The sequence below is a fragment of the Massilia sp. AB1 genome (genome assembly GCF_018119385.1).
GTDB lineage: Bacteria > Pseudomonadota > Gammaproteobacteria > Burkholderiales > Burkholderiaceae_D > Telluria.
Window position 1 is genome coordinate 18,809 of record NZ_JAGKSG010000029.1, and the last position, 23,380, is coordinate 42,188.

Annotated in this window: 18 protein-coding genes and 1 pseudogene; 12 read left to right on the forward strand and 7 right to left on the reverse strand. The window is 67.4% G+C overall.

Annotated features, from left to right (window positions below):
• The first annotated feature begins 2 nt into the window (after positions 1–2).
• The 5 genes from cheD (at position 3) to J8847_RS16490 (ending at position 4,110) form a co-directional block, all read left to right on the forward strand.
• Positions 3–596: a chemoreceptor glutamine deamidase CheD gene (cheD, locus tag J8847_RS16470; protein WP_211525799.1), complete on the forward strand. Its 594-nt coding sequence runs from the start codon at positions 3–5 to the stop codon at positions 594–596.
• Between the two features lie 17 nt (positions 597–613).
• On the forward strand, positions 614–1,678 hold the full coding sequence (locus J8847_RS16475; protein WP_211525800.1) for a chemotaxis response regulator protein-glutamate methylesterase: 1,065 nt from the start codon (positions 614–616) through the stop codon (positions 1,676–1,678).
• A 121-nt stretch (positions 1,679–1,799) separates the two neighbouring features.
• Positions 1,800–2,198 carry a chemotaxis response regulator CheY gene (gene cheY, locus J8847_RS16480; protein WP_211525801.1) on the forward strand — a complete coding sequence of 133 codons (399 nt, stop codon included), beginning with the start codon at positions 1,800–1,802 and terminating at the stop codon, positions 2,196–2,198.
• Between the two features lies 1 nt (position 2,199).
• A complete protein-coding gene (gene cheZ / locus J8847_RS16485) occupies positions 2,200–2,832 on the forward strand; it encodes a protein phosphatase CheZ (protein WP_211525802.1) in 633 nt (210 codons plus the stop codon).
• Positions 2,833–2,901: 69 nt separating this feature from the next.
• Entirely contained in the window at positions 2,902–4,110 is a 1,209-nt protein-coding gene (locus tag J8847_RS16490) for an EAL and HDOD domain-containing protein (RefSeq protein WP_211525803.1), read from the forward strand.
• A gap of 170 nt (positions 4,111–4,280) precedes the next feature.
• Here J8847_RS16490 and J8847_RS16495 read toward each other — a convergent pair whose 3' ends face one another.
• From J8847_RS16495 to metG, 6 genes are all read right to left on the reverse strand, one after another.
• Entirely contained in the window at positions 4,281–5,048 is a 768-nt protein-coding gene (locus tag J8847_RS16495) for a flagellar brake protein (protein WP_373888759.1), read from the reverse strand.
• A gap of 115 nt (positions 5,049–5,163) precedes the next feature.
• A complete protein-coding gene (gene panC, locus J8847_RS16500) occupies positions 5,164–6,003 on the reverse strand; it encodes a pantoate--beta-alanine ligase (RefSeq protein WP_211525804.1) in 840 nt (279 codons plus the stop codon).
• A 29-nt stretch (positions 6,004–6,032) separates the two neighbouring features.
• Complete coding sequence (locus J8847_RS16505) at positions 6,033–6,905, reverse strand: ScpA family protein (RefSeq protein ID WP_211525805.1); 873 nt, start codon at positions 6,903–6,905, stop codon at positions 6,033–6,035.
• Positions 6,906–6,920: 15 nt separating this feature from the next.
• Positions 6,921–7,130 (reverse strand): DUF3460 family protein, encoded by a 210-nt coding sequence (locus J8847_RS16510; protein WP_211525806.1) that lies wholly within the window; start codon positions 7,128–7,130, stop codon positions 6,921–6,923.
• Positions 7,131–7,195: 65 nt separating this feature from the next.
• On the reverse strand, positions 7,196–8,512 hold the full coding sequence (locus tag J8847_RS16515) for a hypothetical protein (protein ID WP_211525807.1): 1,317 nt from the start codon (positions 8,510–8,512) through the stop codon (positions 7,196–7,198).
• A 280-nt stretch (positions 8,513–8,792) separates the two neighbouring features.
• Entirely contained in the window at positions 8,793–10,934 is a 2,142-nt protein-coding gene (gene metG / locus J8847_RS16520) for a methionine--tRNA ligase (RefSeq protein ID WP_211525808.1), read from the reverse strand.
• A 159-nt stretch (positions 10,935–11,093) separates the two neighbouring features.
• Between metG and apbC the strand changes: the two genes are divergently transcribed.
• Positions 11,094–12,182 carry an iron-sulfur cluster carrier protein ApbC gene (gene apbC / locus J8847_RS16525; RefSeq protein WP_211525809.1) on the forward strand — a complete coding sequence of 363 codons (1,089 nt, stop codon included), beginning with the start codon at positions 11,094–11,096 and terminating at the stop codon, positions 12,180–12,182.
• A 218-nt stretch (positions 12,183–12,400) separates the two neighbouring features.
• The gene (locus J8847_RS16530; RefSeq protein ID WP_229429571.1) at positions 12,401–14,605 is read left to right on the forward strand and encodes an ATP-binding protein; all 2,205 of its coding nucleotides are present in this window, start codon (positions 12,401–12,403) and stop codon (positions 14,603–14,605) included.
• Between the two features lie 33 nt (positions 14,606–14,638).
• Here the strand turns inward: J8847_RS16530 and J8847_RS24205 are convergent.
• A pseudogene (locus J8847_RS24205) lies at positions 14,639–15,152 on the reverse strand (methyl-accepting chemotaxis protein).
• Here J8847_RS24205 and J8847_RS24520 point away from each other — a divergent pair.
• From J8847_RS24520 to J8847_RS16550, 5 genes are read left to right on the forward strand one after another with little or no spacing between them, the layout of a single operon-like run.
• Entirely contained in the window at positions 15,082–15,231 is a 150-nt protein-coding gene (locus J8847_RS24520) for a hypothetical protein (protein ID WP_373999922.1), read from the forward strand. The pseudogene J8847_RS24205 and the gene J8847_RS24520 sit on opposite strands and share 71 nt — an antisense overlap.
• The gene (locus J8847_RS24525; protein ID WP_229512910.1) at positions 15,228–15,788 is read left to right on the forward strand and encodes a hypothetical protein; all 561 of its coding nucleotides are present in this window, start codon (positions 15,228–15,230) and stop codon (positions 15,786–15,788) included. Before J8847_RS24520 ends, J8847_RS24525 begins: the two co-directional genes overlap by 4 nt.
• 60 nt (positions 15,789–15,848) lie before the next feature.
• Positions 15,849–18,362, forward strand: a complete 2,514-nt coding sequence (locus J8847_RS16540) for a diguanylate cyclase (protein WP_211525810.1) — start codon at positions 15,849–15,851, stop codon at positions 18,360–18,362.
• 31 nt (positions 18,363–18,393) lie between these two features.
• Entirely contained in the window at positions 18,394–19,749 is a 1,356-nt protein-coding gene (locus J8847_RS16545; protein WP_211525811.1) for an aminotransferase class I/II-fold pyridoxal phosphate-dependent enzyme, read from the forward strand.
• Positions 19,742–23,359 carry an AMP-binding protein gene (locus J8847_RS16550; protein ID WP_211525812.1) on the forward strand — a complete coding sequence of 1,206 codons (3,618 nt, stop codon included), beginning with the start codon at positions 19,742–19,744 and terminating at the stop codon, positions 23,357–23,359. The genes J8847_RS16545 and J8847_RS16550 overlap by 8 nt, the downstream gene beginning before the upstream one ends.
• The last annotated feature ends 21 nt before the right edge of the window (positions 23,360–23,380 follow it).

Below are 23,380 nucleotides of genomic sequence, written 5' to 3' on the forward strand. Positions count from 1 at the left end.
CCATGAACAGCCAGTTCGCCACCAACGTCTATTACGACCGCACCTTCGACGTCGAAGCGGCCAAGATCCTGCCGGGCGAGTACTACTACACCGGCAAGAACATGCTGATCGTGACGGTGCTCGGCTCCTGCGTGTCGGCCTGCATCCGCGACCGGCTCACTGGCCTGGGCGGCATGAACCACTTCATGCTGCCGGACGGCGGCGACGCCTCCAGCCCGGTGTCGGCCTCGATGCGCTACGGGAGCTTCGCGATGGAGGTCCTGATCAACGACCTGCTCAAGGCGGGCGCGCGGCGCGAGCACCTGGAAGCCAAGGTGTTCGGCGGCGGCGCGGTGCTGCGCGGCTTCTCGGCCATGAACGTGGGCGAGCGCAACGCGGCCTTCGTGACCCAGTTCCTCAAGACCGAGCGCATTCCGGTGCTGGCCGAGGACCTGAACGACATCTACCCGCGCAAGGTGTATTTCTTCCCCAAGACCGGCAAGGTGCTGGTGAAGAAGCTGATGCAAACCCAAAACGATACGCTGGCGAAGCGCGAGCTCGATTACGCCAAGCGACTCAAGGTCGAGCCGGTCGGCGGCGACATCGATCTGTTTTGATCTGAAAGGGACGAACAATGAAGACCAAGGTGCTGATTGTCGACGACTCCGCACTGATCCGCAGCGTGATGAGCGAGATCGTCAACTCCCAGCCCGACATGGAAGTCGTGGCCACCGCCCCCGATCCGCTCGTCGCGCGCGAACTGATCAAGAAGCACAATCCGGACGTGCTGACCCTGGACGTCGAGATGCCGAAAATGGACGGCCTCGACTTCCTGGAAAAGCTGATGCGCCTGCGCCCGATGCCGGTGCTGATGGTGTCCTCGCTGACCGAGCGCGGTTCGGAAATCACGATGCGCGCGCTGGAACTGGGCGCGGTCGACTTCGTGACCAAGCCCAAGCTGTCGATCCAGACCGGGATGCGCGAGTATGCCGACATGATCGCCGACAAGATCCGGGCCGCCGCGCGCGCCCGCATCGCCCCGCGCAAGGCCCAGCCGGCGGCGCCCGGCGCGCCCCTGTCGGCCCTGCGCAGCCCGCTGATTTCGTCTGAGAAACTGATCATCATCGGCGCCTCGACCGGCGGCACCGAGGCGATCCGCGAATTCCTGATGCAGATGCCCTCGGACTGCCCGGGCATCCTGATCGCCCAGCACATGCCGGAAGGCTTCACGTCCTCCTTCGCCAAGCGCCTGGATTCGCTGTGCAAGATCAGCGTGATCGAGTCGCAGGGCAACGAGCGCGTGCTGCCGGGCCACGCCTACATCGCCCCCGGCCACTCGCACCTGCTGCTGACCCGTTCGGGCGCCAACTACATGACCCGCATCGAGCAGTCGCCGCCCGTGAACCGCCACCGCCCCTCGGTGGACGTGCTGTTCCGTTCGGCTGCGCAGGCCGCCGGCAAGAATGCGGTTGGTGTTATCCTGACCGGCATGGGGAAGGACGGCGCCGCCGGCATGCTGGAAATGCGCCAGGCCGGCGCCTGGAACGTCGCCCAGGACGAGGCGACCTGCGTCGTGTTCGGCATGCCGCGCGAAGCGATCGCCATCGGCGCGACCCACGAAGTGGGACCGCTGCAGGCCTTGCCGCGCATGGTCATGGACCAACTGGCGGCCCAAGGCAGCCGGGCGTTGCGCGTTTGATCCGCACGAGCTGCTTTTCAGACCATTTTATCGCCGTAGGGCAACAAAAATGCTATTCTTGAGCCTGTAAAAGTGCAGCGCTTACCATCTAACCAGAGTAAAGATTCAAACGGAGTAATTCATGGCTGATCCAAAGATGCGTTTTTTGGTTGTTGACGATTTCTCGACGATGCGCCGCATCGTGCGGAATCTGTTGAAGGAACTGGGTTATGCCAACGTCGACGAAGCCGAAGATGGCGTGATGGCGCTGGCTAAGCTGCGCAGCGAGCAGTTCGACTTCGTGGTGTCGGACTGGAACATGCCGAACATGGACGGCCTGACCATGCTGCAAAACATCCGTGCCGATCCCGCACTGGCCAAGCTGCCGGTGCTGATGGTGACCGCGGAAGCCAAGAAGGAAAACATCATCGCCGCCGCCCAGGCGGGCGCCAGCGGCTACGTGGTCAAGCCCTTCACGGCCGCGACCCTGGACGAAAAGCTGAACAAGATCTTCGAAAAACTCGACAAAGCCGGAGCCTGAGATGCTTGAGCAGAACGCCGACCAGGGCTCCCACGAGGAGGTCCTGAGCCGGATCGGCCACATGACCCGCGCGCTGCATGAAAGCCTGCGCGGGCTGGGCCTCGACAAGCTGATCGAAAAGGCCGCCAGCGACATCCCGGACGCGCGCGACCGCCTCGACTACGTGGCGCGCCTGTCCGAGCAGGCCGCCAAGAAGGTGCTGGACGCGACCGACACCGCCTCGCCGCTGCAGGACGCCATCGAGACCCGCTCGGCCGAACTCGGCAAGAGCTGGCAAGCCCTGATCGACAATGGCGCAAGCGAAGCCGACTGGCGCGCGCTGGCCGCGCGCACCATCGCCTCGCTCGACGAGTCGCGCGCCGCGGCGGTGACCACGCGTGGCGAGCTGATGAACATCATGATGGCCCAGGACTTCCAGGACCTGACCGGCCAGGTGATCGGCCGCATCACGGGCATCGCCCAGAACCTCGAGAAGCAGCTGGTGCAGGTCCTGATCGACTTCGCCCCCAGCGAAATCAAGCGCGAACTGGATAATGGCCTGCTGAACGGCCCGCAGATCAATCCGGAAGGCAGGAGCGAAGTCGTGGCCGACCAGGGCCAGGTCGACGATCTGCTGGACAGTCTCGGATTCTGAGCGCCGCGCCGCGCAACTTTGCAGGAGCAAGGGTAGTCATACCATTGGTTGATCCCACCACGGCGCATCATGCATCAAACAAACTTCATCGTTCGTGAACCGCTGCTGGATCCCAAGCAGCGCGTCATCGGCTACGAACTCTCGTGGCAACAGCAGGCCGGCCAAGCCGTGACCGACCAGCAGCTGGAAGACCTGGTCGGCTTTGTCGCCGAGCACGTCCAGCACGAGGAGCACGGCTGGCTGCTGCGCGACAAGCTGCTGTTCCTCGGCGCGGTGCCGGCCATGCTCAGCACCGACGCGCTGCACGCGCTGCCGCCCGAGAAGACGGTGCTGACCCTGAACATCCGCGACCTGACCGACACCAGCGTGCGCGCCGCCGTGCAGGCCGTGCGCGCGGGCGGTGTCGGGATCTCGATCCGCGGCGCCGACCTGAACATCCTGGCGCGCAACCTGTCGCCCTATGCGTCCTACGTCGAGGTGCGTTTCACCGGCGCCGACGTGGGCGAGCAGGCGCGCACCTATGCGGCCGCCAAGCATTCGGCGATGCGCATGGTGGGCCGCCCGGTGGCCACCTGGGCCGACTTCGACGCCTGCGCCGCGCTGGGCCTGGACGCCTTTGTCGGCAAGCTGCACCTGACGCCGCGGCCGGGCAATCCGGTCAAGGGCATGAACCCGACCCAGAGCGTGATCCTGCAGCTGATGCAGATGGTGCAGAACAACGAGGACGTGCCCAAGATCGAGGACGTGCTCAAGCGCGACCCGGCGCTGACCTACAAGCTGCTGCGCTTCATCAATTCCGCCGGCTTCGGCGCCGGCCGCGAGGTGAACTCGCTGCGCCAGGCGATCGCGCTGATGGGCTATGCGCCGCTGTACCGCTGGCTGGTGCTGCTGCTGGCCACCGCGAGCCAGAGCGGCTATTCGCCGGTGCTGATGGAAACCGCCGTCGTGCGCGGCCGCCTGGCCGAGCTGCTGGGCGAAATGCGGTTGGGGCGCGGGGAAGGGGAGAACCTGTTTGTGGCGGGCATGTTCTCGCTGCTGGACCGCCTGCTCGGGCTGCCGATGCAGGAGGTGCTGGAGACCATTCCGCTGCCGGAAGAAGTGGTGCTGGCTTTGCTCAAGCGCGAGGGCAAGTACGGGCCCTACCTGGCGCTGGCGGAGGCCTGCGAGCTGAATTCGAACCTGGTGGCGTCGCTCGCGGAATCGCTGGATATCAGTCCGCTGCAGGTGAACAAGGCGCATCTGTCGGCGCTGGCTTGGGCGCAGAGCGTGGCGGTGTAGGTCTGCGGGCAAGCTTGGGTTCCGGCCTTCGCCGGAACGACGTGCTAATGCACGTGTCCGAATCTCGCTAAACGTCTTCTTTGCGTTAACCTAAAAACCGTCGTTCCGGGACTCGGCGTCCCCCTTGGCCGGAACCCAAGTTCCTCGGCTAAATCGTTAGCGCAAGACGCCTAACGCGCCCGTCTCTCCGGCACCCCGCTGGTCACAAACCTTTCCAGCGTCTGCTGCATCTGCAGCGAAATACTCGCAAAACTGCACCCCACCTGCACCTGCTCCCCGAGCAGGAAGGTCTTGAACGGCCGCAGCAGCCGCACTTCCAGGTCGGCGATCAGGGTCAGCGCCGGTCCCAGCTCCAGCCTCGCCCCGGTAATCTTCTTCCCGACGGTCAGCCCGAAGCACTGCTCCGGCGTCGCGCGCAGCCCCACGCCGCTCTGCGAGAAGTCGTACAGCGGCAATTCATACTGCCGGCCCTGCAGCGCAAAGCTGGCGGTGTAGTTCACGCCGACGGGTGTCTCGACACGCCGCGCGGCGCGGCGATTCAGCACCAGGCAGCTTTCCGGGAATTCCGCGTGCACCATCCACGGCCGCCCGGCCAGTTCCGGCCACTCGCCTTCCAGGTCGAACTGCAGCTTGGCATTGCCCCCGATCGAGGCCACGAAGGTCAGCTTCCCCGCCGGCGGCAGCTCGCTGCCGGTGAAGTCCAGCACGAAATGCGGCAGCTCCGGATCGACCGATTCGACCCGCGCCAGCAAGGGCTCGAGATGCCCGGCCGGGAACACGGTGATGGCGTCGCCCCGCTCGGCCAGGGTGGTCAGCGCTTCCCCGATGTCGAAGGGGTCGCGCATCTCGTGCGGCTCGACGTTGCCGCCGATCCGGCTGACCGCGTCGGCGGGTTTCGGTGGGCCCTTGCGGGCAATGGCAATGACAGTATCGTTCACGGCGGATCCTGGGGCGTGAGCAGTAGGTGAAACACCTAATATACGCCCGTTCTGATCGTGTTGCAATTTCGCAAGCTTCAGTGTTGTTTTGATATCACTCAGCAAAACAACAGCGTCAAATCTCGAGGTTGTCGATGAGGCGGGTCGTGCCCAGCTTGGCCGCGGCCAGCACCACGAGCGGCTCGCCGCGCTCCAGGTCGGCGGCGCTCGGAGCCTGCAGGTCGATGCGCTTGCGGATCGAGACGTAGTCCGGCTGCCAGCCGCGTCCGGCCAGATCAAGCATCGCACGCTGTTCCACGGCGGCCACGTCGTGCTCGCCGCCGCGCACGGCGTCGGCCACGGCGTTCAGGTTGCGGTACAGGACCGGCGCCTCGGCGCGCTCGGCTTCCGACAGGTAGCCGTTGCGCGAGGACAGGGCCAGGCCGTCTTCCGCGCGGAAGGTCTCGGCGCCGATGATCTCGGTCGGCAGGGCGAACTGGCGCGCCATGTTACGGACGATCATCAGCTGCTGGTAATCCTTCTTGCCGAACACGGCCACGCGCGGCTGCACGCAGGAGAACAGCTTGGTCACGACGGTGCACACGCCTTCGAAGAAGCCGGGGCGGAATTCGCCTTCCAGGGTGTTGCCCAGGCCGTTCGGCGGCGTGACGCGGTATTCCTGGGGTTCCGGGTACATGTCCTTCTCGGTCGGCGCGAACAGCACGTAGACGCCTTCCTTTTCCAGTTTGGCGACGTCGTCCTGGAAGGTGCGCGGGTACTTGTCGAAGTCCTCGTTGGGGCCGAACTGCAGGCGGTTGACGAAGATCGAGGCCACGACCGGGTCGCCGTGGCGGCGCGCCAGGCGCATCAGGGACAGGTGGCCTTCATGCAGGTTGCCCATCGTCGGCACGAAGGCGGTGCGCAGCTGGCCGCGCAACTGGTCGCGCAATTCGTCGATGGAGGAAATGATTTTCATGGGCTGACAGAGAGTAAGAGGCCGGCGCTTCAGGCCGGCGAATAGGCCAGGCGCACGTAGATCGGCGCAAACGGTTCGGCCTGGGTGATTTCGATGAGCGTTTCTTTCGCGAGTTCCAGCATGGCCACAAAGTGTACAACCACAATCGGAACCCCGTGCTGGCCCGCGAATAATTCGCCGAACTCGACGAAGCGCTGCGACTGCAAGGTGCGCAGGATGGCGGACATGTGCTCGCGCACCGAGAGTTCCTGGCGGCTGATCCGGTGGTGCTGGGTCAGCTTGGCGCGGCGCAGGACGTCGAGCCAGGCGCGCTGCAGGTCCCAGGGGTCGACATCGGGCCAGCTAGGGGCCAGGCCCTGCTCGACGAACAGGGAAGGGCGCAGGAAATCGCGCCCTTCCTGGGGCAGGTTCCCGAGCTGGACGGCGGCGGTCTTGATCTGCTCGTAGTCCAGCAGGCGGCGCACCAGCTCGGCGCGGGGATCGCCCACGTCCTCGACCAGGTCGTCCTGGCGCCGCGGCAGCAGCATGCGCGACTTGATCTCGATGAGCATGGCCGCCATCAGCAGGTACTCGGCCGCCAGCTCCAGGTTGTGCTGGCGGATCTGCTCGACGTATTCCAGGTATTGCAGGGTCACCTGCGCCATCGGGATGTCGAGGATGTTGAAGTTCTGCTTGCGGATCAGGTAGAGCAGCAGGTCGAGCGGACCTTCGAAGGCGTCGAGGAAGACCTCGAGCGCGTCCGGCGGGATGTACAGGTCGTTCGGCAGGCGCGTGATCGGCTCGCCGTACAGGCGAGCGATCGCGCCGGCGTCATGGCCGGGATCATCCGGGGGGAGTGGCGGCGCCTCTGCGGTGACCGGCGTCGGTTCGGCCGGCTCCTGCGCGGCCTGCTCGGGCTGCATTGGCGTCTTCTACGCTCAGACCTTGGTCTGGTAGGGGTAGGCGTTCTGGCGCAGGCGCGATTCCTTGATGCGGGCCTGTTCGTCCAGCGACAGCGGAGCCTTGTCCCACAGCAGGGAACGGCCAGCCACCTGGCGCTCTTCCATGCCCGGCAGCTGGTTCTTCAGCTCCTTGATGAACTTGGTGTGCTCCGATTCGTACATCGAGTGTTGTTTCTTGAAGATCATGATTCTTAAGAGAAGTAAACGAGAGACGGGGCAGATTCTTCTGCCCCGCGCCTCCGACGTCAAGCTTATTTGTGCAGCTCGTTCAGCTGACGGGCGATGATGTCGTGGCTGAGCCACAGCACCGGTGCGATTTTCTCCGACGCGCCATGGAACATCAGCGGGCCGGCGCCTTCCAGCACCAGGCTTGAGAGGTGGTCGGTGATCAGGGCCTTGCGGTCCTTGTGCAGGGAGGTGATCTCGTCCGAGGTGCCGATCATGACGTCCGCCAGTTCCGGGGTGTTGTCCATTGGCCAAGCCTCGAAGTTGCGGAAGTGGACGCTGGTGGCGTCCTGGTTGTAGCCTTCCAGCTTGTCCAGCACGCTCTGCAGCGACACGCCGTCGTTCAGCAGGCTTTCGCAGATGCGCCACTGCTCATCGGCCCAGGCGCCGCCGCCTTCGCGCTTGAGTGCGTTCAGCAGCGGGATCAGCGGCAGCTCGACGCCGACGAAGATGTCGGACGAGTTGGTGCGGATTTCCGGGCAGTTGAACACGGTGGCCCACACGCCCTGGTTCCAGGCGGCTTCGGCGACCGATTCCAGGCGCTTCTTGGCGTAGCCCTGGGTGTAGTTGGTGTAGGTCTGCCACACATACTCGCCGCCGATCAGGACTTCAGTGCCGTGGTAGCCGTAGGCCGTGTAGCGGACTTCGCCGCCGGCCTTGGTCACGCGCTCGCGGATCTTGCTTGACGCATCGATCAGGTACTTGAGCGTGTTGGCGGTGACTTCATCGAAGTTCATCAGGATCAGCTTGCCCAAGTCGCTGTCGAGCAGGGCGCGCGAGGACATGAAGCGCTCGCCGCGGCCCTTGTAGATGCGGTTGGCGATGGCCAGGAAGGCCTTGATCTTCGGGATGCCGCCGGCCATGGTGTGGGCGAAGAAGACGTTGGCGCCTTGCGGGATCAGCTTGTCGATCTCGCCCATGACGCTTGCTGCCGAGCTGGTGAAGCGGCGCACGCCGGCTTCGCGGCAGCGCTCGATCTTGGCCCAGTCCAGCTTTTCTTCCTGCCAGTTCTTCAGGGTGATCCCCGACAGCATTTCGGTCGGGTTCTGTTCGCCTTCCGGCGCGTCCATGTCGAAACCGGCCATCAGCGGCACATTGATGATGCGGCCGCCGAGCTTCTCTTCCGCTTCGGCGTGTTCTTCGGCGGTCAGCGCGCGCAGAGCGCCCGACTCGTCGCGGCGGCCCACGGTGATGCCCACGATGGTCATGCCGGCGGCGCGTGCCTCGTCGATCAGGCCATTCACATAGCCGCGGCCGAACAGTTCGCCGAACAGGACGAACACGTCGCCCTTGCGGAACACATTGGCTTGCGGGATGTGGCGGAGAGGTTTGAATTCGGTCATATTATTAGCTACCTATCAAAGAGTATGTAGGGGCATTTGTTCTGCACAAAAAGCGTGTCATTGTAACACCCGCTACCAGGCCGGGAATCGCTTTCCTGGCCTTTGCTTGTAGTCATTCTGGCCCAGTTCGCAGGGCTTAGTTAGCCCTCGATCCGTCGCTCCGGCGAAGGCCGGAGCCCAAGTTTAGCGTTTCGTTAGCTCATGCAAACTTGGGTTCCGGCCTTCGCCGGAACGACGGTCTACAAGCTAACGAACTGAAGGCCGTTTGGGCTGCTCAGCCTCAGCGGATACGCATACCTGGCGCCGCGCCCGGCATCGGATCCAGCAGGTACAGGCCCGGATTCGCCTTCTCGTCGGCAGCCGAGGCGCACAGCACCATGCCTTCCGAGACGCCGAACTTCATCTTGCGCGGGGCCAGGTTGGCCACCATCACGGTCAGCTTGCCGACCAGGTCTTCCGGCTTGTAGGCCGACTTGATGCCCGAGAAGACATTGCGGTAGCGGCCTTCGCCCACGTCCAGGGTCAGGCGCAGCAGCTTGCCGGCGCCTTCCACGTGTTCGCAGTTGACGATCTTCGCCACGCGCAGGTCGATCCTGGTGAAATCGTCGATCGAGATTTCCGGCGCCAGTTCCTCGATGTCGCCGGCAGCAGCGGCTTCAGCGGCCGGGGCTGCGGTCTCGGCCGCAGCAGGGACTGCAGCCGGAGCGGCCGGAGCAGCCGGCTTGTCGAACAGGTTCTCGACCGTCTTCGCATCCACGCGCTGCATCAGGTGGCTGTAGGCGCCGATGGTACGGCCCAGCATGGTCTCGTAGACCGCCGCGCCGTGGGTGTCGGCCCAGCTCAGCTCGGCGTCGCCCAGGAATTCGGACACGCGCGCCGCCACCTGCGGCAGCACCGGCGACAGCATGATGGTCAGCTGGCGGAACAGGATCAGGGCGGTGGTGCAGACGTCGTGCAGCTCGGCGGTCTTGGCCTCGTCCTTGGCCAGGATCCAGGGCTTGTTCTCGTCCACGTACTGGTTGGTGACGTCGGCGATCTCCATGATCTCGCGCAGCGCCTTGCCGTATTCGCGCGCCTCGAAGCTGGCCGCGATGCTGGCCTGGCGCTCCACGCCTTCGCTCATCAGGGCCTTGCAGATCCAGCCCTTGGCGTTATCCGACAGCGTATCGGCCAGCTTGCCGTCGAACTTCTTGGCGATGAAACCGGCGCAGCGGCTGGCGATGTTCACGTACTTGCCGATCAGGTCGCTGTTCACGCGGTTGACGAAGTCTTCGCCGTTGAAGTCCAGGTCCTCGACCCTCGCGTTCAGCTTGAAGGCCAGGTAGTAGCGCAGCCATTCCGGGTTCATGCCCAGTTCCAGGTAGCGCAGCGGCGAGATGCCGGTGCCGCGCGACTTGGACATCTTTTCGTTGTTGACGGTCAGGTGGCCGTGGACGGCGACCCTCAGCTTGTCGATGATCGGGTGGCCCGAGAAATTCAGCATCGCCGGCCAGAACAGCAGGTGGAAGGACACGATGTCCTTGCCGATGAAGTGCAGCTGCTCGGCGCCCGGGTCCTTCAGGAAGGCCTCGAAGTCCAGGCCCTGCTTGTCGAAGTAGTTCTTGAGCGAGGCCAGGTAGCCGACCGGCGCGTCCAGCCACACGTAGAAGAACTTGCCCGGTGCATCCGGGATCGGGATGCCGAAGTAGGGCGCATCGCGCGAGATGTCCCAGTCGGCCAGCTTTTCGCCGGCTTCGCCCAGCCACTCGGAGACCTTGTTGACCATTTCCGGCTGCAGGCGGCCCGGGGTGTTCAGCCACTCCTTGAGGAACTGGAAGCAGCGCGGGTCGGACAGCTTGAAGAAGTACTGCTCGGACGGCTTCAGGATCGGGGTCGAGCCGGTGAAGACCGAGAACGGGTTGATCAGTTCGGTCGGCTGGTAGGCGGCGCCGCAGACTTCGCAGTTATCGCCGTACTGATCCTTGGCGTGGCAGACCGGGCACTCGCCCTTGATGTTGCGGTCGGCCAGGAACATGCCCTTGACCGGGTCGTAGAAGCGGTCGACGGTCTTGGTGACGATCAGGCCGGCATCGCGCAGCTTGCGGTAGATGCCCTGGGACAGCTCGACGTTTTCCGGGGAGTCGGTCGAATACCAGTTGTCGAAGGCGATGTGGAAACCGTTCAGGTATTGCGGGCGGCCGGCGGCGATCTTGGCCACGAATTCCTGGGGCGTGATGCCTTCCTTCTCGGCCGCGATCATGATCGGGGTGCCGTGGGTGTCGTCCGCGCAGACGAAATGCACCTCGCGCTGCATGCCGTTGTCGCGCTGCATTCGCTGGAAGCGTACCCAGATGTCGGCCTGGATGTATTCCATCATGTGGCCGATGTGGAAGGCTGCATTGGCGTAGGGCAGGGCAGTGGTGACAAACAGCTTGCGGGTCATGGTCGAAACGCTCTGGTTATATAAAAAGAAGCATTTTAACAGCGGATGGGGCTGTGCGCGCAGGGGCTTTTGCCGCCTCCGCGAGCGCTTTTGCCAATCCGGCAAGAGGCGGAAGTGCATTTTGCGCTACACTTTCGGCCATCACATTCGGAGAAACACATGAGCATCACTGAGAACGACGTCAAGCAGGCGCTGTCGGCGGTTATCGATCCTAACACCCAGAAAGACTTCGTCGCATCCAAATCGGTCAAGCACGTCCAGGTCAGCGGGGCCGACGTCAGCTTCGAGATCGAGCTGGGCTACCCGGCGGCCAGCCAGATCGCAGGCATCCGTGAACAGGTGGTGGCGGCCGTGAAAGCGCTGCCGGGCGCTGGCAATGTCAGCGCCAAGGTGTACAGCAAGATCGTCTCGCACGCGGTCCAGCGCGGCCTCAAGGTGATGCCGAACGTGAAGAACATCATCGCCGTCGCCTCCGGCAAGGGCGGCGTCGGCAAGTCGACCACGGCGGTCAACCTGGCCCTCGCCTTGTCGAGCGAAGGCGCCAGCGTCGGCATCCTCGACGCCGACATCTACGGCCCCTCGCAGCCGATGATGTTGGGGATTAACGCCCGTCCCGAAAGCCGCGACGGCAAGACCATGGAGCCGCTGGAGAACCACGGCGTGCAGGTCTCGTCGATCGGCTTCATGATCGATCCGGACGAGCCCATGGTCTGGCGCGGCCCGATGGTCACCGGCGCGCTGCAGCAGCTGCTGGAGCAGACCAACTGGCGCGACCTCGATTACCTGATCGTCGACATGCCGCCGGGGACCGGCGACATCCAGCTGACCCTGTCGCAGAAGGTGCCGGTCACCGGCGCCGTGATCGTCACGACCCCGCAGGACATCGCGCTGCTGGACGCACGCAAGGGCCTCAAGATGTTCGAGAAGGTCGGCATCCCGATCCTGGGCGTGGTGGAGAACATGTCGACCCACATCTGCTCCAACTGCGGCCATGTGGAACACATCTTCGGCGAAGGCGGCGGCGCCAAGATGTGCGCCGACTTCGGCGTCGACTTCCTGGGTTCGCTGCCGCTGACCATGGCGATCCGCGAGCAGACCGATTCCGGCCGCCCAACTGTAGTGGCCGATCCGGACGGCGCCGTGGCCGCGGTCTACAAGCAGATCGCACGCAGGATCGCGATCAAGGTGGCCGAGAAGGCGAAGGACATGAGCGCCAAGTTCCCGAGCATCGTCGTCAAGAATGACTGATCGCGGCAGGGTGGACGATCATGGTGCGTGAGGCCTGGAGCCCACAGCTCAGTGTCTAGGAATATTCCTAATTTGCAAAATCCATGCGTGCGCACGACACATAGTGTTATGATGCCAAATGTATTTCGCTTGTCTTTTGGAAATATTTTTTTGTGGGTGAATCCACTAGACCGCCTCAGCACCAGGACCTGCGCAAGCCGGACCTATGAAAGTTCACATTGTCGACCAGTATGCCGGGCTCAGTACGGGAAGACGCGTCCGAGCCGTCCCATTTCGTCCGTTTCTATCACGACGACGCAGTCCTGCTGACTGAAGTCGCCGACTTCCTCGACCGGGGCCTGCGCGGCGGCGGCTCGGCGATAGTGATCGCCACCCAGGAACACCTCGATACGCTGCGGCAGCAGCTGATGGGCTTCGGTTCGCTGAAGGGCCAGCCGGCCTGGTTCCCGGGCGAGCTCATCATGCTCGACGCGGCCGGCACCCTGGCCCGCTTCATGGTCGACGGCTGGCCCGACGAAGGGCTGTTCGACGAGGTCGTCGGCAATACGGTGCGCAAGGCCTGCGCTTCGGGGCGCGCCGTCCACGCCTTCGGCGAGATGGTTGCGCTGCTGTGCGAACAAGGCTTGTACGACGCGGCCGTACGGCTCGAGGAATTGTGGAACGGGCTCGGCGAAGCCTGCCGCTTCTCGCTGTTCTGCGCCTATCCCTGGAACCTGTTCCCGACTCAGGAGCTGGCCGCGGACTTCCGCCGCGTCTGCTGCGCCCACGACCACGTCCGCCCCGAGGGGCAGGAAGTGAAGGACGGGCAGCAGGAGCTATGCCTGCAGCTGGCGCTCATGGAGCAGAAGAACCTGGCCCTGCGGGGCGAGCTCGTGCGGGCCAGGGAAGCCGAGCAGACCCTCCGGCACCGCGAGCGCGAACTGGCGGACTTCGTCGAGAACGCCGCCGAAGGGCTGCACCGCGTCGGGCCGGACGGCACCATCCTCTGGGCCAACAAGGCCGAGCTGAGCCTGCTGGGCTACCGCTGGGAAGAATACGTGGGGCGCCACATCGGCGACTTCCACGCCGACGCGATCGTGATCGACGATATCCTCCGGCGCCTGACGGCAGGTGAAACGCTGTACGACCAGCCGGCCCGCCTGCGCTGCAAGGACGGGTCGATCAAGCACGTCGTCATCAATTCCAATGCTTGCCTGGAAAACGGCCAGCTGCGCTACAGCCGCTGCTTCACCCGCGATGCGACCGAGCGCCACCTGCTGGAACAGGCGCACCGCGAGCGCGAAGTCCTGGTGGCCGAGCTCTCGCACGCCAACCGCGCCAAGGACGAATTCCTGGCCATGCTCGCCCACGAGCTGCGTAATCCGCTGGCGCCGGTGAGCGCGGCCGCCCAGCTTCTCACGGTGGCGGCCGAGGATCCGGCCCGCGTGCGGCAGGCCGCCGCCGTCATCGCGCGCCAGGTCGGCCACATGAAGGCGCTGATCGACGACCTGCTCGACGTGGCCAGGGTGACGCGCGGGCTGGTGGTCTTGAACCGGAGTCCGCTCGACCTGCGCGACATCGTCGCCGAAGCGGTCGAGCAGGCGGCGCCGCAACTGCATGGGCGGCGCCACCAGCTCGAACTCGACCTGCCGCACGAGCCGGCCTGGATCAGCGGCGACCGCAAGCGCATCCTGCAGGTCGTCGCCAACATCCTCACCAACGCCAACAAGTTCACGCCCGAGGGCGGCCGTATCGGCGTGCGCATGCGGCTTTCCGGGAACGAGGTGGCGCTGACCGTGTCGGACAGCGGCATCGGCATGGACCCCGAGCTCGCGGCGCGGGTGTTCGACCTGTTCGTGCAGGGCCACCGCACCCTCGACCGGGCCCAGGGCGGCCTGGGCATCGGCCTGGCGCTGGCGAAGAGCCTGGTGGAATCGCACGAGGGCGCCATCTCCGCGCACAGCGGCGGCCCCGGGAAGGGCAGCAGTTTCACGGTGAGCCTGCCGCGCCTGGCGAGCGATCCGCTCGACCCCGGGGCGCCGGCCGTCCCCGCCGTGGCAGGCATGGCGGGGCAGCCGCTGCGGGTCGTGGTGGTCGACGACAACCGCGACGCCGCCGACGCGCTGGTCGGGCTGCTGGCCGCCTGCGGCCACGATGCGCGCGCACTGTATTCCAGCGGCGCGGCGCTGGAGCTGGCCGGGGCCGACTGTCCCCAGGTGTTCGTGCTCGACATCGGCCTGCCGGAAATCGATGGACTGGTGCTGGCCGGCCGCCTGCGCGCGCTGCCAGAGGCGGCGGGCACGGTGCTCATTGCCGTCACCGGTTACGGCCAGCAGCGCGACCGGGAACGGGCCTTCGCCGCGGGCTTCGACCATTACCTGGTCAAGCCGGTGGACGGAGCCGAGCTTCTCGAGCTGCTTGGACGGAGCGCCTTGCGGGCCTGAGTCCAGGCCCGCCGCTTTGGCGTGCGCGCAGCGTCAGGCGCCGCGCAGGCTGCTGACCGCCTGCGCCACCGACGACGCGTGTTCGCACATGGTGCCCGCGGCTGCCGAGCTTTGCTCGACCAGCAGGACCGTCTGGCGGGTGGTCTGTTCGATATCCTGGATGGTTTCCCTGACCTGCTCGATGCCGTCGCGCTGCTCGCGGCTGGCGCCGGAGATCGAGGCCATGATGCCGGCCGCCTGCCTGACCGACTCCACGATTTCGCTCATGGTGCGCCCGGCCTGGTCGACCAGCTGCCCGCCGGCGTCGACGCGCACCACCGAGTCGCCGATCAGGCGCCTGACTTCCTGGGCCGCCTGGCCGCTGCGGTGGGCGAGGCTGCGCACTTCGGCGGCCACCACGGCGAAGCCGCGGCCTTCCTCGCCCGCGCGCCGCTTCCACGGCGGCGTTCAGCGCCAGGATATTGGTCTGGAAGGCGATGCCGTCGATGACCCCGATGATGTCCTCGATCTTGCGCGAGCTGGTGCGGATCGACGCCATCGTCTGCACCACGTCGGCCACCACTTCGCCGCCCTTGACGGCCATCGCGGAAGCGGACTCCACCAGTTCATTGGCCAGCGCGGCGTGATCGACGTTGTGCTTGACCGTCGCGGTCAGCTTGTCGACCGCCTGCGCCGCCTGCTCCAGGCGCGCGGCCTGGGCGGTGGCGCTCGCGGACAGGTCGCTGCTGCCGCTCGCCACCGCATTCGAGGTGGCGGTAATCAGCTGCATGTCGCGCGCCACCTTGTCGGCGCTGGCGTGCATGGTCTGCAGGGTGTGCTGCAAGGTGGCCGCGCTGGCGCCGACCGCCGCCGTTTCGCGCTGCAGTCGCAGCGCGAGGAACAAGGTGTCGTGCCAGAACGAGAGGGCGACCGACAGCGCCAGCAGGCTTCAGAGCACAAAGAGGAACAGCCTGTCGGCGCTGAGCGCGTGCTTCTCCGCAGGGAGACCGGAAATCTGTTTCATTCTGGTTTAGTCCGTGTAACTGTTGGTTGGAAAATATTAATCCAACATTATTGGTTGTCACATGGAATTATTTTTTTCATGACAAGGCGGCCCTGTCGCGGTGTTTGCAAGAGGCGACGGCGCGGCTTTTCCGACGCCTTTCTGTCCGGCATTAAGACTGTGAAGAAATTTCCTACCTAAACTCAGTTCTTGGAGCGTCTTGCCAAGGCGCCAGGTGCGCGAAAGTGCGGGATAGGAACCATGGACGACAACAGCGTGGGGTGGGGCGGACGTTACCTGAGGCTTGCCCACCGTTTCATACCGGCGCCGCTGCAGCAGGATGCGGCAGTGATGGCGCGCGCCAAGAACGTCGTCAATGCCGCCGTCATGGCCGGCACCGCGGGGCCGCTGTACGCGCTGGCCTACTGGCTGCTCGGACTCCGGACGGCCGCCCTGGAAATCCTGGCGTGTTCGGCCTGCATGCTGCTGGCGCCGGCCGTGCTGCGCGCCACCGGCTGCATCCTGGCCGCGCGCGAGCTGTTCCTGTGCGCGCTGTTCTTCAACTTCTCCTGGCTGACCTGGCACCTGGGCGGCATCAGCGCGCCCACCGCGAGCTGGCTGATCACCGGCCCGGTGGTGGCGATGTTCCTGGGCGGCGTGCCCTCGGCCGCGTTCTGGCTGGGGATGAGCTGTGCCAGCGCCGCCGCCATCTACGGCATGCAGGTCTCCGGGCTGGGAACGCCGCCGGTCCCGGCGGCCGACATGGCGCTGCTGCACCTGGTGTGCGACATCGGCCTGTACGTGGTGGTGCTGGTGTTCGTGCTGTTGTTCGAACTGACCAAGACCGAGGGCTTCGTCAAGCTGCAGCAGGCCCTGTCCACCATCAACGAGCTGGCCATCCGCGACGAACTCACGGGCAGCCATAACCGGCGCTTCCTGCTCGGCCTGATCGACAAGGAGAAGGAGCGCAGTGACCGCAATGGGCGGGTATTCTGCCTGTGCCTGTTCGACATCGACTTCTTCAAGCGCATCAACGACACCTACGGGCACAGCGCCGGCGACGTCGTGCTGCGCGCCTTTGCCGAGGCGGTGCAGGGGCAGATCCGCGCCACCGATACCTTCGGGCGCTACGGCGGCGAAGAATTCCTGCTGCTCCTGCCGGAGACGCCCGCGGCGGACGCGGTGGTGCTGGCCGAGCGGGTGCGCGGCGTGATCGAGGGCCTGCGCTGCGAGGAGGGCGACAGCGTGATCAGCCTGACCGTGTCGGTGGGCGTGGCCGAATACCGGCTGGGCGAGCCCTGCGCCCAGGCCATCGTGCGCGCCGACGAGGCGCTCTACCTGGCCAAGTCGCTGGGCCGCAACCGGGTGCTGTGCCACGGCGAGGACGAACGCGGCGAGGTGGCGCAGGCGCACAATACGGGCAACATGAGCGACATGGGCGCGAGCGTGGGCCGGGTGCTGGACGGCGTGCACTGCGACCAGCTCACCGGCCTGCTGAACCGGCGCCTGCTGCGCGACCGCCTGCGCCACGCCATGGACCGCGCCAACCGCAACCGGCGCCCGATCGCGCTGCTGCTCCTGAACATCAACCGCTTCAAGGAAGTCAACGACGCCCTTGGCTACGAGGCGGGCGACGCGCTGCTGGCCCAGGCCGGCGCGGCGATCCGGCGCTGCCTGCGCGACTCGGACACCGTGGCGCGGTGGGGCGGCGACGAATTCATCGCGCTGCTGGAAGACCTGGGCAGCGAGGCCGACGCCCAGCAGGTGGCCGAGAAGATCCTCGACCGCTTCGCCCTTCCCATCGTCGTCGGCGGGCGCGACTGCTTCGTCAGCCTGGCGGCCGGCGTGGCCCTGTACCCGGCGGCCGACTGCGACCTCGATGCGCTGCTCAAGCGCGCCGATCTCGCCATGCGCTGCGCCAAGGAATGGGGCGAGAACAGCGTGCAGGTCTACCGCGGCATCCAGGCCCAGGCTCCCAGCGAGCGCCTGGCGCTGAAGAACGGCCTGCGCGACGCGCTCGCGCGCGGCCAGCTGTTCCTGGAATACCAGCCCCAGGTCGACCTGGCCAGCAGGCGCGTGATCGGGGTCGAGGCGCTGCTGCGCTGGCAGCATCCGGTGTACGGCCGCATCGATCCGGGCCGCTTCATTCCGCTGGCCGAGGAGACCGGCATGATCGTGCCGATCGGCGAATGGGCGCTGCGCACCGCCTGCCGCCAGAACCGCGCCTGGGTGGCCGCCGGCCTGCCCGAGATCAAGACCGCGGTCAACCTGTCGGCGCGCCAGCTCAAGGAGCCAAGCCTGGCGGGCCGCGTAATGGCCATCCTGGCCGACACCGGCATGCCCGCGCACTGCCTGGACCTGGAGATCACCGAGGGCATGCTGATCGACGACCTGGGCGCGAACTGCGCCGTGATGAGCCGCCTGCGCCAGGCCGGCGTGGTGGTGTCGATCGACGATTTCGGCACCGGCTACTCGAGCCTGAACTACCTGTGTGAGCTGCCGGTGGACATCCTCAAGATGGACGGCCTGTTCGTGCGCCGCCTCGGCAACGGCGGCGGGCGCTCCTTCGCGATCGCCGAGACCATCGTCGCCATGGCGCACCGCCTGGGCCAGTCTGTGATCGCGGAATCGGTCGAGACCCAGGAGCAGCTGCGCGACCTGTGCGCGATGGGCTGCGACGCCGCCCAGGGCTACCTGTTCGACCGTCCGCTGGCGCCGGAGAAGATCGCCGCCTTGCTGGCGCGCCAGCCCCAGGCGGCCGCGCTGCACGCCTGAACCATTCCCAACGCACTCCCTGGAGGACGCCGTGCTGAATGAATATCTTCCTTTCGATCCCGCAGAAGACTTGCCCCTCTTGTGCGCTTCCGGCGCCCTGGACGGCAACGTGGCCCAGTTCGCGCAGCCGCGCGGGCCCGACCTGCTGCGCCGCAGCGCTCCGCTGGACGCCTGGTGCGCGCTGCGCGCCCGCCACGGCGTGTGGCCCTACGCGCGCGTCCTGGAAGGTCCGCCGGAGCCGCTTGCCACCGTCGGCGGGGAAGCCGGCGCCGGGGAAGCGGTGCGCGGCATCAACTTCGCCTCCCAGGACTACCTGTCGCTGGCGGCGCATCCGGCGATCGCCGACGCCGCGCTGCGCGCGCTGGGGGAGGCCGGGCCGCACAGCGCCGGTTCGGCGGTCCTGCTAGGGAACACGCGCTACTCGCTCGAGCTGGAACAGGCGCTGGGCGAGCTGCTGGGACTGGGCCAGGTGGTGCTGTTCCCGACCGGCTGGGCCGCCGCCTTCGGCGCGCTCACCGCGCTGGTGCACAGCGCCGACTACGTCGTGATCGACCAGCTGGCCCATGCTTCGCTGCGCCAGGGCGCCCAGGCCGCCACCCGCAACGTGCTGGTGCATCGCCACCTGGATTGCGACCACGTGCGCGAGCTGCTGGCCGGGATCCGCTCGCGCGACAGCGCCAACGCCATCCTGGTGGTCACCGAAGGCCTGTTCAGCATGGACGCCGACAGTCCCGACCTGCCGCTGCTGCAGCACCTGTGCCGCGAATACAAGGCCACCTTGCTGGTGGACGTGGCGCACGACCTGGGCGCGATGGGGCCGGGCGGCTTGGGTGTGATCGGCGCCCAGCGCATGCAGGGACGGGTCGACATCGTCGTCGGCGCGTTTTCCAAGAGCTTCGCCGCCAACGGCGGCTTCGTCGCCTGCGCCGAGGGGCCGGCGCGGCGCCAGCTGCAGATGTACGCGGGGCCGCACATGTTTTCCAATGCGCTGTCGCCGGTGCAGGCGGCGGTGGTGCTGGAGAGCCTGCGCATCGTCACGTCCAGCGAGGGGGACGGCTTGCGCGCCGACCTGATGCGCAACGCAGTGGAGCTGCGCGCACTGCTGGGCGAGGCGGGGTTGCGCTGCCTGGGCGAAGCTTCGCCGATCGTGCCGGTGTGGATGGGGACGGAAGCGGCGGCGCGGGTGGCCGGCATGCTGCTGGCGCGCGACGCCGTGTTCGTCAATCCGGTCGAGTATCCCGGCGTGCCGCTGGGCGCGGCGCGCCTGCGCCTGCAGCTGATGGCGAACCACACGCCGGCCCAGGTGCGGCGTGCGGCGCCGCTGGTGGCGGCAGCCGCGGCGCGTGCCGGAGCAAGCCGTCCGCAGCCGGAGCGCCGCCGTGGCTGACCGCGAGCCGCGCCGCACCGCGCCGGTGCTGGAGAATCTGCGGCGCCACGCGCGCGACACGCCGGAGCGGATCGCCTTCACTTTCCTGCACGAGGACGGCCGCGAGGAATCGCTGGCCTTCGGCGAGCTGGCCGCGCGGGTCGACGCCCTGGGCGGCGCCCTGGCCACCCTGGCCGGACCGGGCGCGCGCGCCATGCTCCTGTATCCGCCCGGCCTGGGCTTCGTGGCGGCCTTCTTCGCCTGCCTGCGCGCGGGCCTGGTGGCGGTGCCGGCGCCGCTGCCGCGCAAGCACGGCAACCGGCAATTCGCCGCGCTGTTGCGCGACGCCTCGCCGGCGCTCGTGCTCAGCACCCGCGAGGCCGCAACCACGGTGGCGCCCCAGATGGAAGGGCAGGCCGCTTGCCTGATCTGTACCGACGGGTTCGAGGCCGGCTATGCCGCGCCCAGCGTGCCACCCAAGGTTAACAATGCGGCTGTAGCCTTTATTCAGTACACCTCGGGCTCGACCAGCGCTCCCAGGGGCGTGGAAGTCAGCCACGCGAACCTGGCCGCCAACGTGGAAGCGATCGGCGAGGCCTTCGGCTTCCACCGCGGCAGCGTGATGGTGAGCTGGCTGCCGCCTTTCCACGACATGGGCCTGGTGGGCAGCATCGTGGCGCCGGCGGCGCTGGGCTTCCGGTCGGTGCTGATGGCCCCGGCGACCTTCCTGCGCCGGCCCCTGCGCTGGCTGGAAGCGATCGCCGCCTATGGCGCGACCTGCGCCGGGGCGCCGGATTTCGCCTGGGACCTGTGCGCGCGCCGCTGGCAGGCCGGCCCCCGGATGCCGCTCGACTTGTCGCGGCTGGAACTGGCCTACAACGGCGCCGAGCCGGTGCGCGCCGCCACCCTGCGCCGGATGATGGAAGCCTTCGCGGGCTGCGGCTTGCGGCCGGAAGCCCTGTTCGCCTGCTACGGCCTGGCCGAGCACACCCTGCTGGTCTCCGGTGGACCGCGCGGCCGCGCGCCGCGCATCCTGGGCGTCAGCAAGGCGCGCCTGGAAGCGGGGCAGGTGCGTGAAGCGGGAACGGACGATCCCGACGCGCGGGAGCTTGTCAGTTGCGGACCGCCCGCACCCGGCGTGACCGTGCTCGCCGTCGATGCCGACAGCGGCCGTCCGGCCGGGATGGGACGGGTGGGCGAGATCTGGCTGGCGGGGGACTCGGTGGCGCGCGCTTACCACGGCGCGCACGCGGCCTCGGGGCCCATATTCGGCGCCCGGCTGGCGGATGGCGGCGGGCCCTGGCTGCGCACCGGCGACCTGGGCTTCGTGCGCGAGGGCGAACTGTACGTCACGGGGCGATTGAAGGACCTGGTGATCATCAACGGGCGCAATATCTATCCGCAGGACGTGGAGGCGCTGGTCGAGGAGACGGCGCCATTCCTGGAGCCGAACCGCTGCGCGGCCTTCGCGCTGGAGGAGGGCGGGCGCGAACGCCTGGCGATCGTGCTCGAAGCCGACCGTCACCTGGTGCGGGTGGCGCGCCGCGGCCTGCTCGAGGGCGCCAGCATTGCCCAGCTCGACGCCCTCAGCCAGCGCCTGCGCACCGCTGTCGCGCGCCGGTTCGGCGTCGCGGCCGGCCTGCTGGCCTTCGTGCGGCCCGGCAGCTTTCCGCGCACGACCAGCGGCAAGGTGCAGCGCGCGCGCTGCAAGGCGCTGGCCCTGGAGGGCGCACTCGACGTCGTGTATGCCTCGCGCGAGATGATGATTCGGCCGCAGGACGCTTCCCGTCCGCAGCGGCGGCGCAGCGATCCGCCGGCGCCGGACGACAGCCGCGAGCGCGCATCCGCGCTGCTCGCCTGGCTGCGCCAGTATGCGCAACGGCGCCTCGATTCGCGCCTGATGGATGAGCGGCGCGCCATGCCGCCCCATGTGCTGCTCGATTTCGGCAACCAGGGCCTGCTCGGCCTTCAGGCGCCGCCCTCGCTGGGCGGGCGCGGGCTGGCCACCACCGACCTGCTGCGCGTGATGGAGCAGCTGGCCGCCATCGACCTGACCCTGGCCACCACGGTGGGTGTGCACAACGGCCTGGGCTTGCGTCCGCTGCTGCGCTTCGGACCGGACGCCCTGCGCGCCAGGCTGGCGCCCGGACTGGCTGCCGGGCGCCAGTTGGCGGCCTTTGCCCTGACCGAGCCCGCGGCGGGCGCCAATCCGCTGGCGATGCGGACGCGCGCGCTGCAGGTGGCGGGCGGCTGGCGCCTGAGCGGGGAGAAGCACCTGATCGGGCTGGCCGGCTGGGCCGGCTGGATCACGGTGCTGGCGCGCGCCGTGGCCGAAGACGGCGCCGCGCTCGGGACCGTGGCGCTGCTGGTGCCGGAAGACGCGCCGGGGCTGCGCCAGGAGGCCGAAGCGCTGACCATGGGCATGCGCGCGATGGTGCAGAACGCGCTGCGTTTCGAGGACGTGTTCGTGCCTGACGCCCAGGTGCTGGGCCGGCCCGGCAGCGGGATGGAAGTAGCGCGCGACGCCATGGCCTTCGCGCGTTTGGGCATCGGGGCGCTGTGCGTGGGCGCGATGAAGCGCTGCGCCCAGCTGATGCTGCGCTATGCCGTGCGGCGCGATGTCGCCGGCGGGCGTCTGGCCGACAATCCGGTCACGCTGGCGCGGCTGGACGAATTGAGCTGCGCGATCGCGGCGCTGGAAAGCCTGGTGCAGGCGATCGGCGCCCTGGACGCGGGCGGGGCGCTGCCCCAGGAAGCCTGCATGGCCTGCAAGTGCGTGGCCTCGGAACTGCTGTGGGAAGCGGCCGACCGCCTGATGCAGCTGCTGGGCGGACGCGGCTACCTGGAGCCGAACCTGGCGCCGCAGCTGCTGCGCGACGCGCGCGTGATGCGCATCCTGGAAGGGCCGACCGAGGCGCTGTACGCGCACCTTGCGGCGGCGGAGCAGGCCTGCCTCGGCTTCGTCGACGAGATGCTGGGCGCGCCGGCGTTCGCGGAACCGGTGCGTGCCGCGCTGCGCGTGGCCGGACCGGATGCCGCGCATGCGGCGGGCGAGCTGTGCGCATGGACGATGCTGGTTGCCGCGGCGCCGCGAGGCAGTGCCGCCGCTGCGTGGGCGCGCGGGCGGTTCGAGTCCATGCTGGCGGCGTTCATGGCGCAGGGGAGGCGGAGCGCGCCCTTCGAGGAACTGGCGCAGCGGGTGGCGGCCTACGCCGCGGCCATCGGGGAGCCGGACCAGGACGGTGCGGGCGAGGCGCATGGCTGCGATCCGCTCCTGGCGCGCGAATGGGCTGCGGCGGCGCCGGCGGCGGCGGCGGAGCCCGCGGCCGCCCTGGCGACGCGCGAGCTGGTGCGCGAGTGCGTGCTGAACGGCCTGCGCGAGGCCGGCGTGAACGAGATCGGGGACGACACCTCGTTCGCCGAGGCTGGCCTGGATTCGCTGGCGGCGATGCCCGTGGCGCTGGAGCTGGAGCAGCGCACCGGGCTGGCGGTCAACGCCGAGCTGCTCTACGAATTTCCGACGGTGGCCCAGCTCGCAGCGTATGTTGATGCAAGGCGCGATGCAAGGCGCGACGCCGGGAAGCCGGCGCGGCAGACGGATGCCGGAGAGGGTGGCGACGCGGTAGAATAGGGGCTTTACCTTTTCGTTTCC